General features: G+C 73.7%; 14 protein-coding genes and 1 pseudogene. 7 read left to right on the top strand and 8 right to left on the bottom strand.

Annotated features, from left to right (window positions below; translation table 11 throughout):
- Positions 1-17 precede the first annotated feature (17 nt).
- The 5 genes from ACGF3A_RS14245 to ACGF3A_RS14225 form a co-directional block, all read right to left on the bottom strand.
- The gene (locus ACGF3A_RS14245; protein WP_393729395.1) at positions 18-1274 is read right to left on the bottom strand and encodes a glycosyltransferase; all 1257 of its coding nucleotides are present in this window, start codon (positions 1272-1274) and stop codon (positions 18-20) included.
- A gap of 17 nt (positions 1275-1291) precedes the next feature.
- Positions 1292-2593, bottom strand: coding sequence for a phenylacetate--CoA ligase PaaK (gene paaK / locus ACGF3A_RS14240; RefSeq protein WP_393729393.1), 1302 nt, complete (start codon positions 2591-2593; stop codon positions 1292-1294).
- Positions 2594-2680: 87 nt separating this feature from the next.
- On the bottom strand, positions 2681-3463 hold the full coding sequence (locus ACGF3A_RS14235; RefSeq protein WP_393729391.1) for a nucleotidyltransferase domain-containing protein: 783 nt from the start codon (positions 3461-3463) through the stop codon (positions 2681-2683).
- A gap of 501 nt (positions 3464-3964) precedes the next feature.
- On the bottom strand, positions 3965-4876 hold the full coding sequence (locus tag ACGF3A_RS14230) for a sugar phosphate isomerase/epimerase family protein (RefSeq protein ID WP_393729389.1): 912 nt from the start codon (positions 4874-4876) through the stop codon (positions 3965-3967).
- A gap of 67 nt (positions 4877-4943) precedes the next feature.
- Positions 4944-5618 (bottom strand): HAD family hydrolase, encoded by a 675-nt coding sequence (locus tag ACGF3A_RS14225; protein ID WP_393729388.1) that lies wholly within the window; start codon positions 5616-5618, stop codon positions 4944-4946.
- Positions 5619-5919: 301 nt separating this feature from the next.
- Between ACGF3A_RS14225 and ACGF3A_RS14220 the strand changes: the two are divergent.
- The 4 genes and pseudogenes from ACGF3A_RS14220 to ACGF3A_RS14205 form a co-directional block, all read left to right on the top strand.
- A pseudogene (locus ACGF3A_RS14220) lies at positions 5920-6570 on the top strand (ATP-binding cassette domain-containing protein); the annotation flags it as partial.
- Between the two features lie 92 nt (positions 6571-6662).
- Positions 6663-7451 carry an ABC transporter permease subunit gene (locus ACGF3A_RS14215; protein WP_393729386.1) on the top strand — a complete coding sequence of 263 codons (789 nt, stop codon included), beginning with the start codon at positions 6663-6665 and terminating at the stop codon, positions 7449-7451.
- Positions 7452-7751: 300 nt separating this feature from the next.
- Positions 7752-9107 (top strand): sensor histidine kinase, encoded by a 1356-nt coding sequence (locus tag ACGF3A_RS14210; RefSeq protein ID WP_393729384.1) that lies wholly within the window; start codon positions 7752-7754, stop codon positions 9105-9107.
- A 20-nt stretch (positions 9108-9127) separates the two neighbouring features.
- Positions 9128-9772 (top strand): LuxR C-terminal-related transcriptional regulator, encoded by a 645-nt coding sequence (locus ACGF3A_RS14205; protein ID WP_393729382.1) that lies wholly within the window; start codon positions 9128-9130, stop codon positions 9770-9772.
- An 18-nt stretch (positions 9773-9790) separates the two neighbouring features.
- Here ACGF3A_RS14205 and ACGF3A_RS14200 read toward each other — a convergent pair whose 3' ends face one another.
- Positions 9791-11266, bottom strand: coding sequence for a membrane-associated oxidoreductase (locus tag ACGF3A_RS14200; RefSeq protein ID WP_393729380.1), 1476 nt, complete (start codon positions 11264-11266; stop codon positions 9791-9793).
- Positions 11267-11305: 39 nt separating this feature from the next.
- The gene (gene gdhA / locus ACGF3A_RS14195) at positions 11306-12655 is read right to left on the bottom strand and encodes an NADP-specific glutamate dehydrogenase (protein ID WP_393729378.1); all 1350 of its coding nucleotides are present in this window, start codon (positions 12653-12655) and stop codon (positions 11306-11308) included.
- Between the two features lie 227 nt (positions 12656-12882).
- On the opposite strand from gdhA, the gene ACGF3A_RS14190 reads away from it, so the two are divergent.
- The 3 genes from ACGF3A_RS14190 to ACGF3A_RS14180 are packed head-to-tail and all read left to right on the top strand — an operon-like array spanning position 12883 to position 15156.
- Entirely contained in the window at positions 12883-13620 is a 738-nt protein-coding gene (locus ACGF3A_RS14190) for an SDR family NAD(P)-dependent oxidoreductase (RefSeq protein WP_393729376.1), read from the top strand.
- Positions 13621-13654: 34 nt separating this feature from the next.
- Positions 13655-14158, top strand: a complete 504-nt coding sequence (locus tag ACGF3A_RS14185; protein ID WP_393729374.1) for a 2,4'-dihydroxyacetophenone dioxygenase family protein — start codon at positions 13655-13657, stop codon at positions 14156-14158.
- A 38-nt stretch (positions 14159-14196) separates the two neighbouring features.
- On the top strand, positions 14197-15156 hold the full coding sequence (locus ACGF3A_RS14180) for a LysR family transcriptional regulator (protein ID WP_393729372.1): 960 nt from the start codon (positions 14197-14199) through the stop codon (positions 15154-15156).
- On the opposite strand, the gene ACGF3A_RS14175 is transcribed toward ACGF3A_RS14180, so the two are convergent.
- Positions 15086-16108, bottom strand: coding sequence for a LysR family transcriptional regulator (locus tag ACGF3A_RS14175; protein ID WP_393729370.1), 1023 nt, complete (start codon positions 16106-16108; stop codon positions 15086-15088). The genes ACGF3A_RS14180 and ACGF3A_RS14175 overlap by 71 nt on opposite strands.
- Positions 16109-16171 lie beyond the last annotated feature (63 nt).

The raw sequence follows: 16171 nt of genomic DNA, 5'->3' as shown, positions 1-16171 counted from the left end.
CGTTCCGGCCCGGCGTCCTACCGCGCGCCCAGCCTCTCCACGTCGGCGAGGACCGGGCCGATGCCGTCCTCCGTGCGGAGCATCTCCGCGACCCGTACCGCCCGGCGGGCGTAGGCGGGGCGGCGGGTGGCCGCCGTGAGTGCGGCGGCGAGGCGGTCGGCGGTGAGCCGGCGCAGCGGTACGGCGGCGGGCGCGACACCCAGCGCGGTGAGCCGCGCGGCCCAGAAAGCGGCGTCGAACTGCACCGGGACGGGCACCGAGGGCACCCCGGCGCGGAGTCCGGCGGCGGTCGTCCCGGCACCGCCGTGGTGGACGACGGCGGCCGTCTCGGGGAAGAGCAGCGCGTGCGGCACCTCGTCGACGGTGAGCATGTCGTCGCCCTCGGCCTCCAGCCGGGCCCAGCCGCGCTGGATCACGCCGCGCAGCCCGGCCGCGCGCAGGGCGCGCACGAGGGCGCGGCTCAGTCCGGCGGGGTCGGGGACGGTGGCGCTGCCGAGGCCGATGTAGACGGGCGGCGGCCCGGCGTCGAGGAACTCCCGTACGTGGTCGGGGAGCCGGGCGCCGGGCGAGTCGTACGGCCACCAGTACCCGGAGACGTGCAGTCCGGGGCGCCAGTCGGCGGGGCGGGGCACGACGTGCTCGCTGAAGCCGTGGTGGACGGGCCAGCGGTGGCGCTCGCGGGCCCGGTGCGTGGCCTGGCGGGCCGCGCCGCCGGGCAGGCCGAGCTGATCGCGGACGGTGGTGCGGAGGGTCCCGGCGAAGACGGCGTCCACGGAGGCGTTGACCAGGTGGCCGCCGATCCTGTTCCCGAGCGCTCCCCAGGAGCGGGTGCCGACGATGCAGGGGCCGAACTCGGCGGTGGGGTGGAGGGGCTGGAGGTAGAGGCCCATGCTGGGCAGGGCCAGTCCCTCGCCGAGGGCGTGACCGATGGGGGCGAGGGAGCTGGAGACGAGGAGGACGTCGCTCTCGCGCGCGGCCGTCACCAGCGGGGGCACCATACGGTCGGCGAGCGCCCTGGCCATCCGGACGAGCTTCACGAGCTTCCCTGGGCCCGTGGCGCTGTCGTGCAGGGCGCGGCCACGCGCGGACTCCAGCTCGGCGCGCGGGTCGACGGGGATGGGCCGGAAGCCGACCCCGGCGGCGGTCACCAGCGGGCCGAACGAGCCGTGGGTGACGACGGTGACCTGGTGCCCGGCCGCCGCCAGTCCGTGGGCGAGCCCGGTGTAGGGGGCGATGTCTCCGCGCGAACCCGCTGTCATCACCGCAATGCGCATCGACCCAGTATGGCCGCTCAGGCGCCGCGTTCGTCCTTGACCCGGCGGATCTTTCCGACAGACCGTTCAAGAGTGTCGGGGTCGACGACGCGGACCTCGACGGAGACGCCGACGCCGTCCTTGACCCCGGCGGCGATGAGCCCCGCGGCCTCGGCACGCTGCTCGGGGAGCGCGTCGGCCCGGGCCTCGACGACGACGGTCATACGGTCGAGCCTGCCGCTGCGGGTGAGGTGGAGCTGGAAGTGCGGGGCGACGGCGGGCACGCGGAGGACGAGCTCCTCGATCTGGCTGGGGAAGACGTTGACCCCACGCAGGATGATCATGTCGTCGCTGCGGCCGGTGATCTTCTGGATGCGGCGGAACGCGGGCCGCGCCGTGCCGGGGAGCAGCCGGGTGAGGTCCCGGGTGCGGTAGCGGATGACGGGCAGGGCCTCCTTGGTGAGCGTGGTGAGGACCAGCTCGCCCTCGCCGTCCGTCGTCTCCTCGCCCAGCGGGTCGACCGTCTCGGGGTAGAAGTGGTCCTCCCACACGTGCAGCCCGTCCTTGGTCTCCACGCACTCCTGCGCGACGCCGGGGCCCATGACCTCGGAGAGCCCGTAGATGTCGACGGCGTGCAGGTCGAGCCGGTCCTCGATCTCGCGGCGCATCTCCTCGGTCCAGGGCTCGGCGCCGAAGATGCCCGCCTTGAGCGAGCACGTACGGGGATCGACGCCCTGCCGCTCGAACTCGTCGAGCAGCGCGAGCATGTAGGACGGGGTGATCATGATGATCTCGGGCTCGAAGTCCCGGATGAGCTGGACCTGACGGGCGGTCATGCCGCCGGACGCGGGGATGACGGTGCAGCCCGCGCGCTCCGCGCCGTAGTGCGCGCCGAGACCGCCGGTGAACAGCCCGTACCCGTAGGCGACATGGATCTTGTGCCCCGGGCGACCCCCGGCGGCGCGGATCGAGCGGGCCACGACGTCGGCCCACACGGACAGGTCGCTGTCCGTGTACCCGACGACGGTCGGCAGGCCCGTGGAGCCGCTGGACGCGTGGATGCGCCGCACCTTCTCCATGGGCACGCCGAACATCCCGTACGGATACGTGTCCCGCAGGTCCGCCTTGGTGGTGAAGGGGAACCGGGCCAGGTCCTCCAGGGTGCGGCAGTCCTCGGGGCGGACGCCCGCCGCGTCGAACTTCTTCCGGTACAGCTCCACGTCCTCGTACGCGTGCCGCAGCGTCGCCCGCAGGCGGGTCAGCTGGAGCTCCCGCAGCTCGTCACGGCCGAGCCGCTCGCCCTCGTCGCGCAGGGCGTCCGGCAGTGGCTCGGCGGGCACTCGACTCAATCTGACCCCCGGGGGAATCGACCGATCATTCGGTTCGGACGTACTGCCCGTTATCCAGCCACCCGCCTCACCTGCGTGTCAAGACGCTGAACCGAAGATCGCCTCCGCCTTTTCGAGGACGTGTACGAGCGTCTCGGGCTCGGGCTTCAGCTCCGCGACGAGCGCGTCCACGCCGGTGAGTCCGGCGCGCTGGAGGAGCGTCTTCTCGTTGGTCACCCACTCGCCTCGGGTGGCGAGCACGGCGTGCGCGCTCTGCGCGGCGGCCGTCGCGAGCGCCCCGGCGGTGAGCGTGACGCTGCCGCGCTTCGCGTGGTTGGCCTTGGCGTAGGTGAGGGTCAGCGCCGCCGTACCGCGCCAGTGTTCGGCCGCGGCGGCGCGGAGCGCGTCCGGGTAGGCAGGGCGCGGGAGTTCGCCGCGCAGCACGCGGTTGACGGCGAGTTCGGCGACGACGAGGTAGCTGGGGATCCCGGCGAGGTGGAACATCAGCGGCTCCCAGTGGAACCGCCCCTCCCCCGCCTCGGCCACCTCGTGCTCCACCACGTCCAGGTCGCGGTAGTGGACGTCCACGCCCCGCCCCTCGACCGTGAGCCAGGCCCCGCCGTTGAAGACCCCGCCGCCCCACTCCCCGATCCCGGACACCTCGCCGGGCCACCCGAGCGCACGCAGCGAGCCGGGGTCGAAGCCGCCCCGGTAGTACACGGCCATGTCCCAGTCGCTGTCGGGCCCGTGCGTGCCCTGCGCGCGCGACCCGCCGAGAGTCACGGCCTCGACGGTGGGCAACGCGGCGAGCACATCGGCGGTACGACCGAGGAACGCCTCGTCGTCGGCGGAGAACAGGGGGAAGGAGGATGTCGCGGTCATACGGGTGTTCCGTTCCAGGAGAAGTGACAGACGAACGCGGCACGCCGGAGCGGAGCTCAACGGCGCGCGACGGCGACGCAAACGATGCGACATCAGCTCACTTCATGACCCGGGACCTTACCAGGGGCCCCTGCACGTCCGGGCACGCGGAATGCAGCCCGCACCCGGCAAGGGCGCTGCGCTTGCCAGCCCTCCGCCTCCGGCGCAGACCTCCCAAGCACAGCGGGGAGAACCGGACGGGCCCCGCCGGGGTCGCGGGCCCCCTCCACCAGCGGCTCCGCCGCGAAGTGCCCCGCCAGAGGCACGGGGCCCTTCGGTCTGCGGCTCCGCCGTGAAGTGCCCCGTTAGGGGCGCGGGGAACTGCGCGACAAGCCACGACGCACCCGCAGCCCGCAAGGCACGCCCGGGGGCACCCCCGGAGCGGCCCCGTCAGGGGCTCAGGGAACTGCACCGGTAGGGGCATCCCCGGCCCCCGGAGAGGGCGCACGGGAAAGGGCCCGGTCAGCCCTGGTTCAGTACCGACCGCAGGTGCTCCGCGCTGGTCCAGACGTCGTCCACGGGCCCCTTCCCGGCCGGCTCCCCGGAGAGGATCGTGTCCTGTTCCAGGACGTGCCAGCCGTCGTACCCGTGCGCGGCGAGGTGGCCGACGATGGCCGCCACGTCGACGTCGCCCGCACCCAGGGGCCGGTACATGCCCAGGCGTACGGCCTCGGTGTACGCGACGCGCCCCGAGCGGACCTTGTCGGCGAGGGACGCGTCGACGTCCTTCATGTGCGTGTGCGCGATCCGTTCGGGCGCCTGGCGGGCCAGCTCGGCGGGGTCGGTCCCGCCGATCAGCAGATGTCCGGTGTCCAGGCAGAGGGAGATCGTGGACTCCTCCAGGACGCGCCGCACCTCCTCCCCGTTCTCGATCATCGTGCCGACGTGCGGGTGGAGGACGGCGCGCACACCCCGGTCGGCCGCGAGCGCGGCGAGCCGGTCGAGGTGGGAGAGCAGCCGCTTCCAGCCGCTCTCGTCGAGCGCGGGCCGCGAGTCGTAGCCGTCCTGTCCGGTGACGGCGGAGAGGACGAGCGTGTCGGCGCCCGTCGCCGCGTAGCTCTCCAGGAGGTGGGCGACCTCGGGCAGCGGGTCGTGCTCGGCGACGTGCAGGAGCAGCGGGGTGAAGCCGCCGACCGCGCGCAGCCCGTGGTGGCGCAGCACGGCCGCCTTCTCCTCCGGGCCGTCGGGCAGGAAGCCCTCGGGGCCGAACTCGGTGGCGGCGAGCCCGACCTCGCGCATCTCCGCGAGCACCCGCTCGGGCGGCAGCTGGTACCCCCAGCCGGGGACCTCGCACACGCCCCACGAGATGGGGGCCCCGGCGATCCGCCGCGCCGTCTGTCCTGCCGTTTCGTGACGGGTCTGAGGAGTCTGCATCCCGCTGCCTCTCGGTCGTACTCGTACGGTCCTACGGACGTGATCCACTGGCCAACGGTACGCGCCCCTAGGGTCTCTGGGGAGCGACGGGCGGCCAGGTCACCCCGGTGAGGTCGGGCAGGACGAGACCGGCTCCGGCGAGCGCCTCGGCGGGCTGGGTGACGGTGAGGGCCACGCAGAACGCACCGGCCCGGCGTGCCGCCTCGATCCCCGCGGGGGCGTCCTCGAAGACGACGGCGTCCTCGGGCCGTACGTCCAGGAGGGCGCAGGCACGGACGTACCCCTCGGGGTCGGGCTTGCCGCGGGTGACGTCGTCGGCGGTGACCAGGGCGTCGAGGAGGTCGAGCACGCCGAGCGCGGCCAGTTCGCCCTTCGCGTACTCACGCGTTCCCGAGGTGACGACGGCCAGTGGCACGCCCTCCTCGCGCAGCCGGACGAGCAGCGCGACGGCGCCGGGCACGGGCCGGGTGGCGGGCATGCCGGGGCCGCCCGAGTAGCCCTTGGCCTCCTGGTAGAGCTCCTCCGCCGTGTGCCCGGGGAAGTCGGCCAGGTGTTCGGCGATGGCCTCCTTGCCGGGTCTTCCGGCGAAGGCGTCGAGCGCGTGCGGGGCGACCGGCACGCCGTGCGCGGCGAAGAGCGCGGCCCAGGCGGCACGGCTGCGGGGCTCGGTGTCGACGAGGGTGCCGTCGAGGTCGAAGAGGGCTGCCGCCCGTACGGGGGCGCGCGGGGTGGGCGTGGTCATCGTCTGGTCCCTCTCTCTTTCGCTGGACGTAGAGGAATGGACGTCGCGCGGAGGCGGGCACGGCGGAGGTCATGTGCGCGATGAGCGCGTTGTTGCCGAGGCCGAGGCCGAGCCCGCCGGGCGCCATCAGGTCCCCCACCGTGCCCGGCGGCGGGCGCGTGGACCGGCGGAAATCGGACGTCGCGCTGGCGGCTGGGGGAAATCCCCCAGCGAGGTCGGAGGTCATCCCCGATGCCGGGCCCAGGGCCGCGTTCGTACCGTCGTGAGCAGTGGTTACGAGGGCGTGGATCCGGGAGTTGCGATGATCGAGGCACGGAGTCTCACGAAGCGCTACGGCGAGCGTACGGCCGTCGAGGAGCTGAGCTTCGACGTGTGGCCGGGGGCGGTCACGGGCTTTCTCGGCCCGAACGGCTCGGGGAAGTCGACGACGATGCGCATGGTCATGGGCCTCGACCGGCCGGACTCCGGAACGGTCCGCGTGGGCGGCCGGGCGTACGGGGAACTGGGCTGGCCGCTGCGCGAGGTGGGGGCGCTGCTGGAGGCCCGTGCGTACCACCCGGGGCGCAGCGCCCGGCACCATCTGGCCGCGCTGGCGGCGGCGGGCGGGATCGGCCGTTCGAGGGTGGACGAGGTGCTGCGGACCGTGGGGCTCGCGGAGGTGGCGCGGAAGCGGGCGGGTTCGTTCTCGCTCGGCATGGCCCAGCGGCTCGGCATAGCCGCCGCGCTGCTGGGCGACCCGGAGGTGCTGCTCTTCGACGAGCCGGTCAACGGGCTCGACCCGGAGGGCGTGCGCTGGATCCGGGGGCTGATGAAGGGGCTGGCGGCCGAGGGGCGGACGGTGCTGCTGTCGAGCCATCTGATCAGCGAGATGGCGCTGACGGCCGATCATCTGGTCGTCATCGGCCAGGGCCGGCTGCTCGCGGACACGTCCGTCGCCGAACTGACGGCGGACGGGCGGACGCTGGAGGAGGCGTTCTTCCGGCTGACCGGCGACAGCGCGGAGTACCGGAGCGAGGCCGCCCCTGTACGGAGCAGGAGGCCGTCATGACGAGCGGAGCACACGCCACGGGACGCTACGGCCTCGCGCAGGCGGCTCGTATGGAGTGGATCAAGCTGAGCAGCCTGCGCTCGACGGGCTGGGCGCTGCTGCTCACGGTCGTCGGCATGGTCACCATCGGGGTGGTGACCATGGCCAACACCGAGCCGCCGGGCTCCCCTTCGGCCCGGGAGACCTTCGACCCGACGAACAATGTGATGGCCGGGGTCGCGCTCGGCCAGCTCCTCGTGGGCGCGCTCGGCGTGCTGCTGATGACCGGGGAGTACTCCTCGGGAACCATCCGCTCCACGCTCGCCGCGATCCCCGACCGGCGGCTGGTGCTGACCGCGAAGGCCGTGGTGTTCGGGGGCCTGGTGCTCGTGCTGGGCGAGGTCGTCGCGTTCGTCACCTTCCTCGCGGGGCGCGCGGCGCTGGCCGACGAGGTGGCCGCGCCGTCACTCGGTGACGGCGGGGTGCTGCGGGCCGTGGTGCTCTCCGGCGCCTATCTCGCGCAGATCGGGCTGATGGGGCTGGGTCTCGGCGCGATCACGCGGCACACGGCGACCGCGCTCGGGGCGCTGGTCGGGATCACGTTCGTGCTGCCGCTGATCACGGCGGGCCTCACGGGCACGGCCGTAGCGCGGTTCTTCCCGACGATGATCGCGGGCAACTCGGTCGGCGTCGCCAAGCCCGTGGCGGACATGCTGCCGCCGTGGGCGGGCTTCGGCATGCTGTGTCTGTACACGGCGGTGGCACTGGGCGTGGGCGGCAGACTCCTGACGCGCCGCGACGCGTGACGGCCTGCCGGCCGGGTCGCCGTTACGACCTCGCGGCTTGCCCCTCGTATCGGGGCTGGGCAGGGGCTGCCCCGTACCGTGCGTTGCAGGCTGCGGCCGCCGTCGTGGCTTGTCGCGCAGTTCCCCGCGCCCCTGAGGTCCCAGGGGCGCGGGGAACTGCGCGCGCAACCACCCACAACCCGCGGTCTGCGACACACAGGCGGGGCAGCCCCTGCCCAGCGTGACGGCTCGTGGCGGATGATGCGATCCGTCAGGTCTCCTCCGCAACCCCACTCGTACTCGTACCGAACGGACAGCCGCATGCACGACGAGTCCTCCTCCCCCGCCCGCCCCTCCGTGGGCGACGGTGTACGGGCCGTGCTGCGGGCGCCGTTCGCGCGTCGGGCCTGGGGTGAGGTCGCGTACTGCCTGGTGGGGTTCCCGCTCGCGCTCGTCGGGTTCGTGCTCGTGGCGGTGCTGCTCGCGCTGGGGGCCGGGCTCACCGCGACGCTCGTCGGCGCGGTCCTCGGGCTGCTGCTCCTGGTCGCGGGCACCGCGCTGGCGCGCGTCCTGGCGGGGCTCCGCCGAGGGCTGGCCGCCGGGCTGCTGGGCGAACGGGTCGCGGCGCCGGGGCCGTTCCGGCCGGGCAGCGGCGCGTTCGGGCGGCTGGACGCGCGGCTGCGGGACGCGACGGGGTGGCGCGCGGTGGCGTACGTCGCGGCGAGTCTGCCGGTCGCCACCGTCGGCGCGTACGCCTTCGCCTGGTGGACGACCGCGCTGGTGAACCTCACGGCGCCGGTGCGCTGGGCCGTGTTCGGGCAGCATCCCGTGCGTCCGGGCGAGTCGATGCCGGTGCTCACGCCGCTGCCGTTCGGCGGGGCTCCGCATGTCACCACCTTCGCGGGGACGTTCGTGGCGGTCGCCGTCGGCGCGGTCTCGCTACTGATCGCGCCGTGGTTCACGCGGGGCGTGGTCGCCGTGGACCGCTGGCTGATCCGTTCGCTGCTGGGGCCCGGGGCGCTCGCGGAGCGCGTGCGCGCGCTGGAGGAGACGCGGGCGCTGGCGGTGGACGACTCGGCCGCGCTGCTGCGCAGGCTGGAGCGCGATCTGCACGACGGCGCCCAGGTGCGGCTGGTGGCGCTGGCGATGACGCTCGACATGGCCAAGGAGCGGGTGCGGGACGGCGTCGGGGTGTCCTCCGAGGAGGCGGCGCGGCTGCGCGGGCTCCTGGACAGCGCGCACCTCAACGCCACCGAGGCCCTCACCGAGCTGCGCGACCTGGCGCGCGGCATCCATCCGCCCGCGCTCGACGACGGGCTGCCCGACGCGCTCGCCACCCTCGCCGCGCGCAGTGCCGTCCCCGTGGAGCTGGCGGTGGACGTGCCGGAACGCCCGACGGAGGCGATCGAGACCATCGCGTACTTCTGCGCCGCCGAGCTGCTGACGAACGTCATCAAGCACAGCGGCGCCGGCCGCGCGACGCTCACGGTGCGCGACGAGCGGGGCATGCTCGTGATGCGGGTGACGGACGACGGGCGCGGGGGTGCCGAGGAGGGGGGCGGGAGCGGGCTGACGGGTCTCGCGCAGCGCGTCCGTACCGTGGACGGGACGGTGCGGGTGGAGAGCCCCCGGGGCGGACCGACGGTGGTCACCGTCTCGCTGCCCTTCCACGCGTGAGAGCGTGAGAGCATGCCGCCATGCGCGTCGTGATCGCGGAGGATGCCGCGGTGCTCAGGGAGTTGCTCGCCCAGATGCTCACCGAGCGGGGGCACGAGGTGTGCGCGGCCGTGGGGGACGCGGACGCGCTGCGGACGACGGTCGCCGCGCACCGGCCCGACGCCGCCGTGGTGGACATCCGGATGCCGCCCACGCACACGGACGAGGGGCTGCGCGCCGCGCTCGACATCAGGGCGTCCCAGCCGGACACGGGCGTGCTGCTCTTCTCGCAGTACATCGAGACGAAGTACGCGAGCAGGCTGCTCGCGGGCGGTTCGGCGGGCGTCGGCTATCTGCTCAAGGACCGGGTGGCGAACGTCGCGGAGTTCACCGAGGCCCTCGTCCGGGTCGCCGCGGGCGGCACCGCGCTCGACACCGAGGTCGTCACCCAGCTCGTGGGGACGAGCCGCCGCACGGAGGAGCTGGACGCGCTCACCGAGCGGGAGCGGGCGGTGCTGTCGCTGATGGCGGAGGGCCGTTCCAACGCGGGGATCGCGCAGGCCCTGGTCGTCTCGCAGGGCACGGTCGAGAAGCACGTGGCGTCGATCTTCACCAAGCTCGGGCTCCCCGCCTCCGAGGACGACAACCGCCGCGTCCTGGCGGTGCTGCGCTCCCTGCGGGCGTAACCCGCGAGCGCCCGGCTGTCACTGGCGGCTCAGCACCCGTGTGACGCCCGCCGCGAACGTCGTCGCCAGCACCCATCCCGCGAGGACGAGCGCGTACGACAGCCACTGGTACGCGCCGTCCGGCGTGTAGCTCTTCTCCTGCCCGAGGTCGATGATCGGCAGCAGCAGGTCGAGGGTGTAGGCGAGCGCGTGGAAGCCGGGCGCCTCGCCGGACTTGAGGGGGCGCGGCGGGCGCAGCCCGTACGTCACGGTGCCGACGAGGAGGAGCCCGGCGAGCCATCCTGCGGCGCGCATCGGGCGGAAGCCGTAGCCGACGGTGGCGTCCTGGAGGTGGCCCCACAGGCGCGCGGGCGGCGGGAGCGTGGCGCGGTGGCGGCGCTGCTTGGCGAGCTGCACGGTGCGCGCGGCCACGTCGTCGCCGATGCGCCGGTAGGAGGCGGTGAGCTGCTCGTACGCGGAGGGGATGTAGCCCTCGGCGTCGCGTTCGAGGAGCTCCAGGCGGCGGGCCGCGGGCAGGGGCGGGTTGAGCTTGGTGTAGCTCAGCTCGTCGACGCGGACCTCGTCGGGCCAGACGTCGGGCGTCGCGAAGAGCAGGCCGAAGTGGGCGCGGCGCAGATTGACGCCGCCCTCGATCGGGGCCGCCTCGCGCAGCCAGAACTCGCCCGCCTGGCAGCCGCTGGCGCGCAGCGCGGCCCCGTCGGGGTTGCGGAGCCGCGCGCGGGCGAGGTTGAGCTGCCCGGGGACGGTGGCGCCGCGCAGGTTGACGCGGCCGAGCGTCCGCAGCCGCATCGCGTGCAGGTCGGAGCCGACGGTGAGCGTCTCGGCCTGGAGCGCGGTGCCGCCGGGCGCTTCGAGCCGCGCGTCGTTCAGGTTGACGACGCCGGTGACGTGCGCGCCGTCGAGCAGCACCTGCCCGCGCGCGACCAGCCCCGGCGCCCACAGGTCGCCCTCGATGCCCGCGTGATTGAGCCCGAGCACCATCCCCGAGGTCGGCCCCGCGCCCAGGCGCGCGGCGTCGAGGAAGCAGGCCCCGGCGACGCGGGCGCCGCCGAGGGTGACGGGGCCCTCGGCGTGGCAGCCGGTGAGCCGGAGCACGCCGTCGACGCGGATGCCGTCGGCCGTGAGCCCCGGCAGCCGGGACTCGCTCAGGCTGAACTGCCGCACCTGGGCCCCGTACAGCCGCGGCGTCTCCTCGAAGTGGCAGCCGCTGAGGGTGACGGGGTGCTCGACGACGCCGTACTGGAGGTCCAGCGTCCCGGTGATCCGCGCGCCGAGGACCCGCATACGGGGGATCTCGCCCGCCTCCACCGGCCCGTTGACCAGCAGGGCGCGCAACACCTTGGCGCGTACGGTGCGTTCCCCGTCCCAGCGGTCACCGCGCAGCGCCGCCTCCGGGTCCGCTCCCTCGCCCTCCGCGCGGAAGTCGACGACCTCGCCGCGGCGGAAGGCGTTCCAGACGCGCAACTCGGCCTGGTTCAGGCTCATCTCGTCCATCGGACGGGATTCTGCCCTAGACGGGCCCTCGGCAGGGGCCTAGACGAGTCCCTGCGCGTGCATGGCCTCGGCGACGCGGAAGAACCCGGCGGCGTTGGCGCCCAGCACGTAGTCGTCGGACTCGCCGAACTCGCCCGCCGCGGTGACGCAGTCGGTGTGGATGGAGCGCATCACCGTGGCCAGGCGGGTCTCGGTCTCCTCGAAGGTCCAGCTCTCGCGGGAGGCGTTCTGCCGCATCTCCAGCGCGGAGGTGGCGACGCCGCCCGCGTTGGCCGCCTTGCCGGGGCCGTAGAGCACGCCCGCGTCCTGGAGGACGGCGACGGCGTCGGGGGTGCAGGGCATGTTGGCGCCCTCGGCGACGGCGCGTACGCCGTTCTTGACGAGGGTGACGGCGTGCTTCTCCTCCAGCTCGTTCTGGGTGGCGCACGGGAGGGCGATCTCGCACGGCACGTCGTAGACCGAGCCGGTGGTGGAGAAGGCGGCGCCGGGTCTGGCATCGGCGTACGCGGTGAGGCGCTGGCGGCGCTCCAGCTTGACCTCCTTCAGCAGCTCCAGGTCGATGCCGTCCTGGTCCACGACGTATCCGGAGGAGTCGGAGCAGGCGATGACCCGGGCGCCGAGGGCCTGGGCCTTCTCGATGGCGAAGAGCGAGACGTTGCCCGAGCCGGAGAGGACCACGCGGCGGCCCTCCAGATCCTGGCCGCGGGTGGCGAGCATCTCGCTGACGAAGTGGACGGTGCCGTAGCCGGTGGCCTCGGTACGGGCCTGCGAACCGCCCCAGCCGATGCCCTTGCCGGTGAGGACGCCCGCCTCGTGGCGGTTGGTGAGCCGCCGGTACTGGCCGAAGAGGTAGCCGATCTCGCGGGTGCCGACGCCGATGTCGCCCGCGGGCACGTCGGTGTGCTCGCCGAGGTGGCGGTGCAGCTCGGTCATGAAGGACTGGCAGAACCGCATGACCTCGGCGTCGCTCTTGCCCTTGGGGTCGAAGTCGGCGCCGCCCTTGCCGCCGCCGATGCCGAGCCCGGTGAGGGCGTTCTTGAAGATCTGCTCGAAGGCGAGGAACTTCACGGTGCCCAGTCCGAGCCCGGGCACGAAGCGGAGTCCGCCCTTGTACGGGCCCAGCGCGCTGTTGAACTCGACGCGGAAGCCCCGGTTGACGTGCACCTCGCCCCGGTCGTCGGTCCAGGGCACCCGGAATATGACCTGGCGCTCGGGCTCGACGAGCCGCTCGACGAGCTTGGCCTCGGCGTACTCGGGCCGCAGCCGCAGCACGGGGGCGAGGCTGGTCAGGACTTCGTGGACAGCCTGGTGGAATTCGGGCTCTCCGGGGTTGCGGCGCAGAACCTCGGCGTACACGGCCTCGACACGGGCGTTGACATCCACAGGCATCGTCCTCTCTTCGGTGGGCTCGCGGCGGAGCTCGCTGACGAGGGTACGTGTGCCGTCCACAGAGTGGATGAGCAGGTCAGATGGTGGACGCCGCCCCTCACCCGCGCAAGCCGTGCCCCGCGACTTCGAATGGGGGTCATCCTCCTCCCGCATGAGCTCGCGGTCCCGCGCGCTCGCGGGGGTTCAATCGCCCTGTCGCGTCCGGGACCCGTGCGGAGGAGTGAGACGTGGGCGAGAAACAGCGTGCCGACCGGGACCGTACGGTCCTGGTCACCGGCGGGACCAGCGGCATCGGCGCGGCCGTCGCGCGGCGCTTCGCCGGTACGGGCGCCACCGTGATCGCCGCCGGGCTCGGCGCGGAGCGGGCCGCCCGGGCGCTGCCCCCGGCGGTGCGCGCGGTCGAGGTCGATGTGACGCACGGCACCGAGCTGGAGGAGCTGCTCGCCGGGCTGGACTCCCTGGACGTGCTGGTGAACGCCGCCGGGGTGATCGCCCGGGGGCAGGAGCACGACCCCGAGGTGTTCGCCCGCGTGGTGGCGGTCAATCTGACCGGGACGATGCGGGCGTGCGCGGCCGCCCGGCCGCTGCTGCGCGACGCGGGCGGGGGCGGCTGTGTGGTGAACGTCGCGTCGATGCTGAGCTTCTTCGGCGGCCCGAAGGTGCCCGCGTACACGGCCAGCAAGGGCGGCGTCATGCAGCTCACCAAGGCGCTCGCGGTGGCCTGGGCCCCGGAGGGGATCCGGGTCAACGCGGTGGCGCCGGGCTGGATCCGTACGGCGCTCACCAGCGAGCTGCACGAGGACGCGGACGGCGAAGCGGCGCGGCGGATCATCGAGCGCACGCCGATGGGCCGCTGGGGCGAGCCCGCGGACGTGGCGGGCGCCGTGGACTTCCTGTGCGGCGGCGACGCGCGGTTCGTGACGGGCGCGGTGCTGCCCGTGGACGGCGGCTATCTCGCCGCTTAGCCCCCCCGCCCCCCGACGAGAGAGGGAAACGCTCATGACTTCGACGCAGGCCCCCGTCATCCCCGAATCGGCCGTCGTCCCCCCGGAGATCGCCGTCGCGGCGCTGCCGGACGACGAGCGCATCTGGGTGCCGCAGGCCCCGGACGTATGGTTCCGGCCGCTGATGTTCAACACGGTGACGGGCCAGTGGTGCAATCTGCTCAAAGTCACCGCGTCCGGCGTCGTCTCCCGCCACCGCCACCCCGGCGTCGTCTTCGGCTATGTGCTCAAGGGCAGGTGGCACTACTACGAGCACGAGTGGGTCGCGGAGGCCGGGCACTTCGTCTACGAGCCGCCGGGCGAGATCCACACGCTCGCCGTGCCCGAGGACTGCGACGAGATGATCACGTTCTTCAACATCACGGGCGCCATGGCGTACGTGGACGAGGACGGCGCGCAGACCGGCTACGAGGACACCTTCACCAAGATCGACATGTGCCGCGCGCACTACGCGACCAACGGCCTCGGCGCGGGCTACGTCGACCAGTTCATCCGCTGAGCCGTACCGGCACCGAGCGGTGGGTAGACGTCCCCGGCATGGACATCGGCAGCGTCTACCACTACCGCATCGACTGGATCGCCAGCTTCGTCGCGGTCGCGCACCACGGCGGCTTCTCGGCCGCCGCCAAGGCGCTGTACCGCTCGCAGCCCCGCGTGAGCAGCCATGTCGCCGAGCTGGAGCGGCTGCTCGGCACCCGGCTGCTGGACCGTTCCGTGCAGCCCGCCGTCCTCACTCCCGAGGGCCGCGGGCTGCTGCCGCACGCGGAGGAGATCCTGCGGCGCCTCAATGTGCTGGCCGACCTCGCGGGCGGCACGGTCTGCGGCCTCGTCCGCCTCGGGGCCTACCCGAGCGCCGCCTCCTACCTCTACCCCCTGGCCGTACGGGCGCTGCGCGAGCGGCATCCGCACGTACGGCTCGTGCTGCGCGAGGGGCCGAGCGTGGCGCTGGGCGCCGATCTCGTCGAGGGCGACATCGACCTGGCCGTACGCCCGCTGCATCCGCTGCTGAACTCCGACGAGGTCGCCAGCCGGGTGCTGTGGCGCGAGCCGCTCGTCGCGGTCTTCCGCTCCGGCCACCGGCTGGCCTCGGCGCCGTCCGTACGGCTGGCGCAGGCGGCGAAGCTGCCGGTGATCAGCATCGGCGAGAGTGGCGAGGGGCACGGGCGGCAGTACGAGACGAACCTCGCCTTCGCGGGCGCCGGGCTCAATCCGGTGATCGCCGCGCAGACCAACCAGCCCCAGACGCTGATCTCACTGGTCCGGCACGGCCTGGGCGTCGGCGTCACCAACAGCCTCGCGATGACCACGGCGAACACCGAGGGCGTCACGCTCGTTCCGATCGCCGATCCGCACTCGGAGCGGGTCGTGGCGGCGTGGTGGCGTTCCGGGGACCCGGTGTCGCCCGCCGTGGAGGCCGTGCGGGACGTCATCGCCCGGCTGCCCGCGCCGCGCTGGCCGTGGACCGAGGAGCAACGGAGCGCGCCTGCGGTGGAGTGACCTGGGTCCGGGCCCGAGCCCGGGGCAGCGGTTCGGTGCCCGGCGGCACGGGCGCGGCCAGGATCTCCCGCAGCAGGGTGCGCGCGGCGGGGCTCAGCGCCCTGGTCGAGTCCCAGTGCACGCCGACCTCGCGGGCGCAGGGCGCGTCGAGCCTGCGGACGCGTACGTCACGGGTGTCGGCGGTGGCGACGGCCAGCTGGTTGGTCACGCCGACGCCGAGGTCGCCGCGCACGAGGGAGACGAGCGTCTGGGGCTGGTTGGTGGCCTGCACGGCCTCGGGCTCGAAGCCGTACGCGCGAAAGGCGTGGTACGCCTCGAAGCCCACGCCCTCCGGCGAGCCGAGCCGTCCGATGGTGATCAGCGGGTAGGCGGCGACGGCCGCGACCGGCAGCGGATCAGGGAGCGCGTCGAGCGGGTGCCCCGGCGGGTGAACGACGGAGAGCGGCTCGCGCCACAGCCCGTGCCAGCGCACCGAGGGCCCCGCCGGGGGCGCCAGCGGGCGGAGATAGACCTCGACCTCGCCCGCCGCGAGCGCCGAGTCCAGCTCCAGCGTGGAGCGTTCGACGAGGACGACCTTGAGCGCGGGGCGGCTGTGCGCGAGGTGTCCCAGCAGTCCGGGGACGAAGGCGGCGCCCGCGCTGGGGTGGCTGCCGAGCGCCACCACGCCGCGCGCCGAGTCGCGGCGCGAGGCCATCGCCTCCTCGGCGCTGCCCAGCCGCCGCAGGATCGCGCGGGCGTGCCCTGCCAGCACCGAGCCTGCCTCGGTCACCTGCACGGGCCGCTTGCTACGGTCGAAGAGCGGCAGTCCGGCCTCGCGTTCGAGCGCGGCCACGTGCATGCTCACCCTCGGCTGGGAGCGGTGGACCGCCTCGGCGGCGGCGCTGAAGCTCCCGGTGTCGATGACGCCGAGGAACGAGACGAACCATTCGAGTCGGACTTCCGGTCGCAGCATGTCTCGTGATGTACCGAAGGCGCTGAGCAGCGACAAGACGGGCCCCGCAAAGCGAATGAGCCC

This window comes from Streptomyces sp. NPDC048172 (assembly GCF_043202595.1).
In the GTDB taxonomy this organism is placed as follows: domain Bacteria; phylum Actinomycetota; class Actinomycetes; order Streptomycetales; family Streptomycetaceae; genus Streptomyces.
Note: the sequence above shows the minus strand (reverse complement) of the source record. Positions and strands in the feature narration are given on the sequence as shown.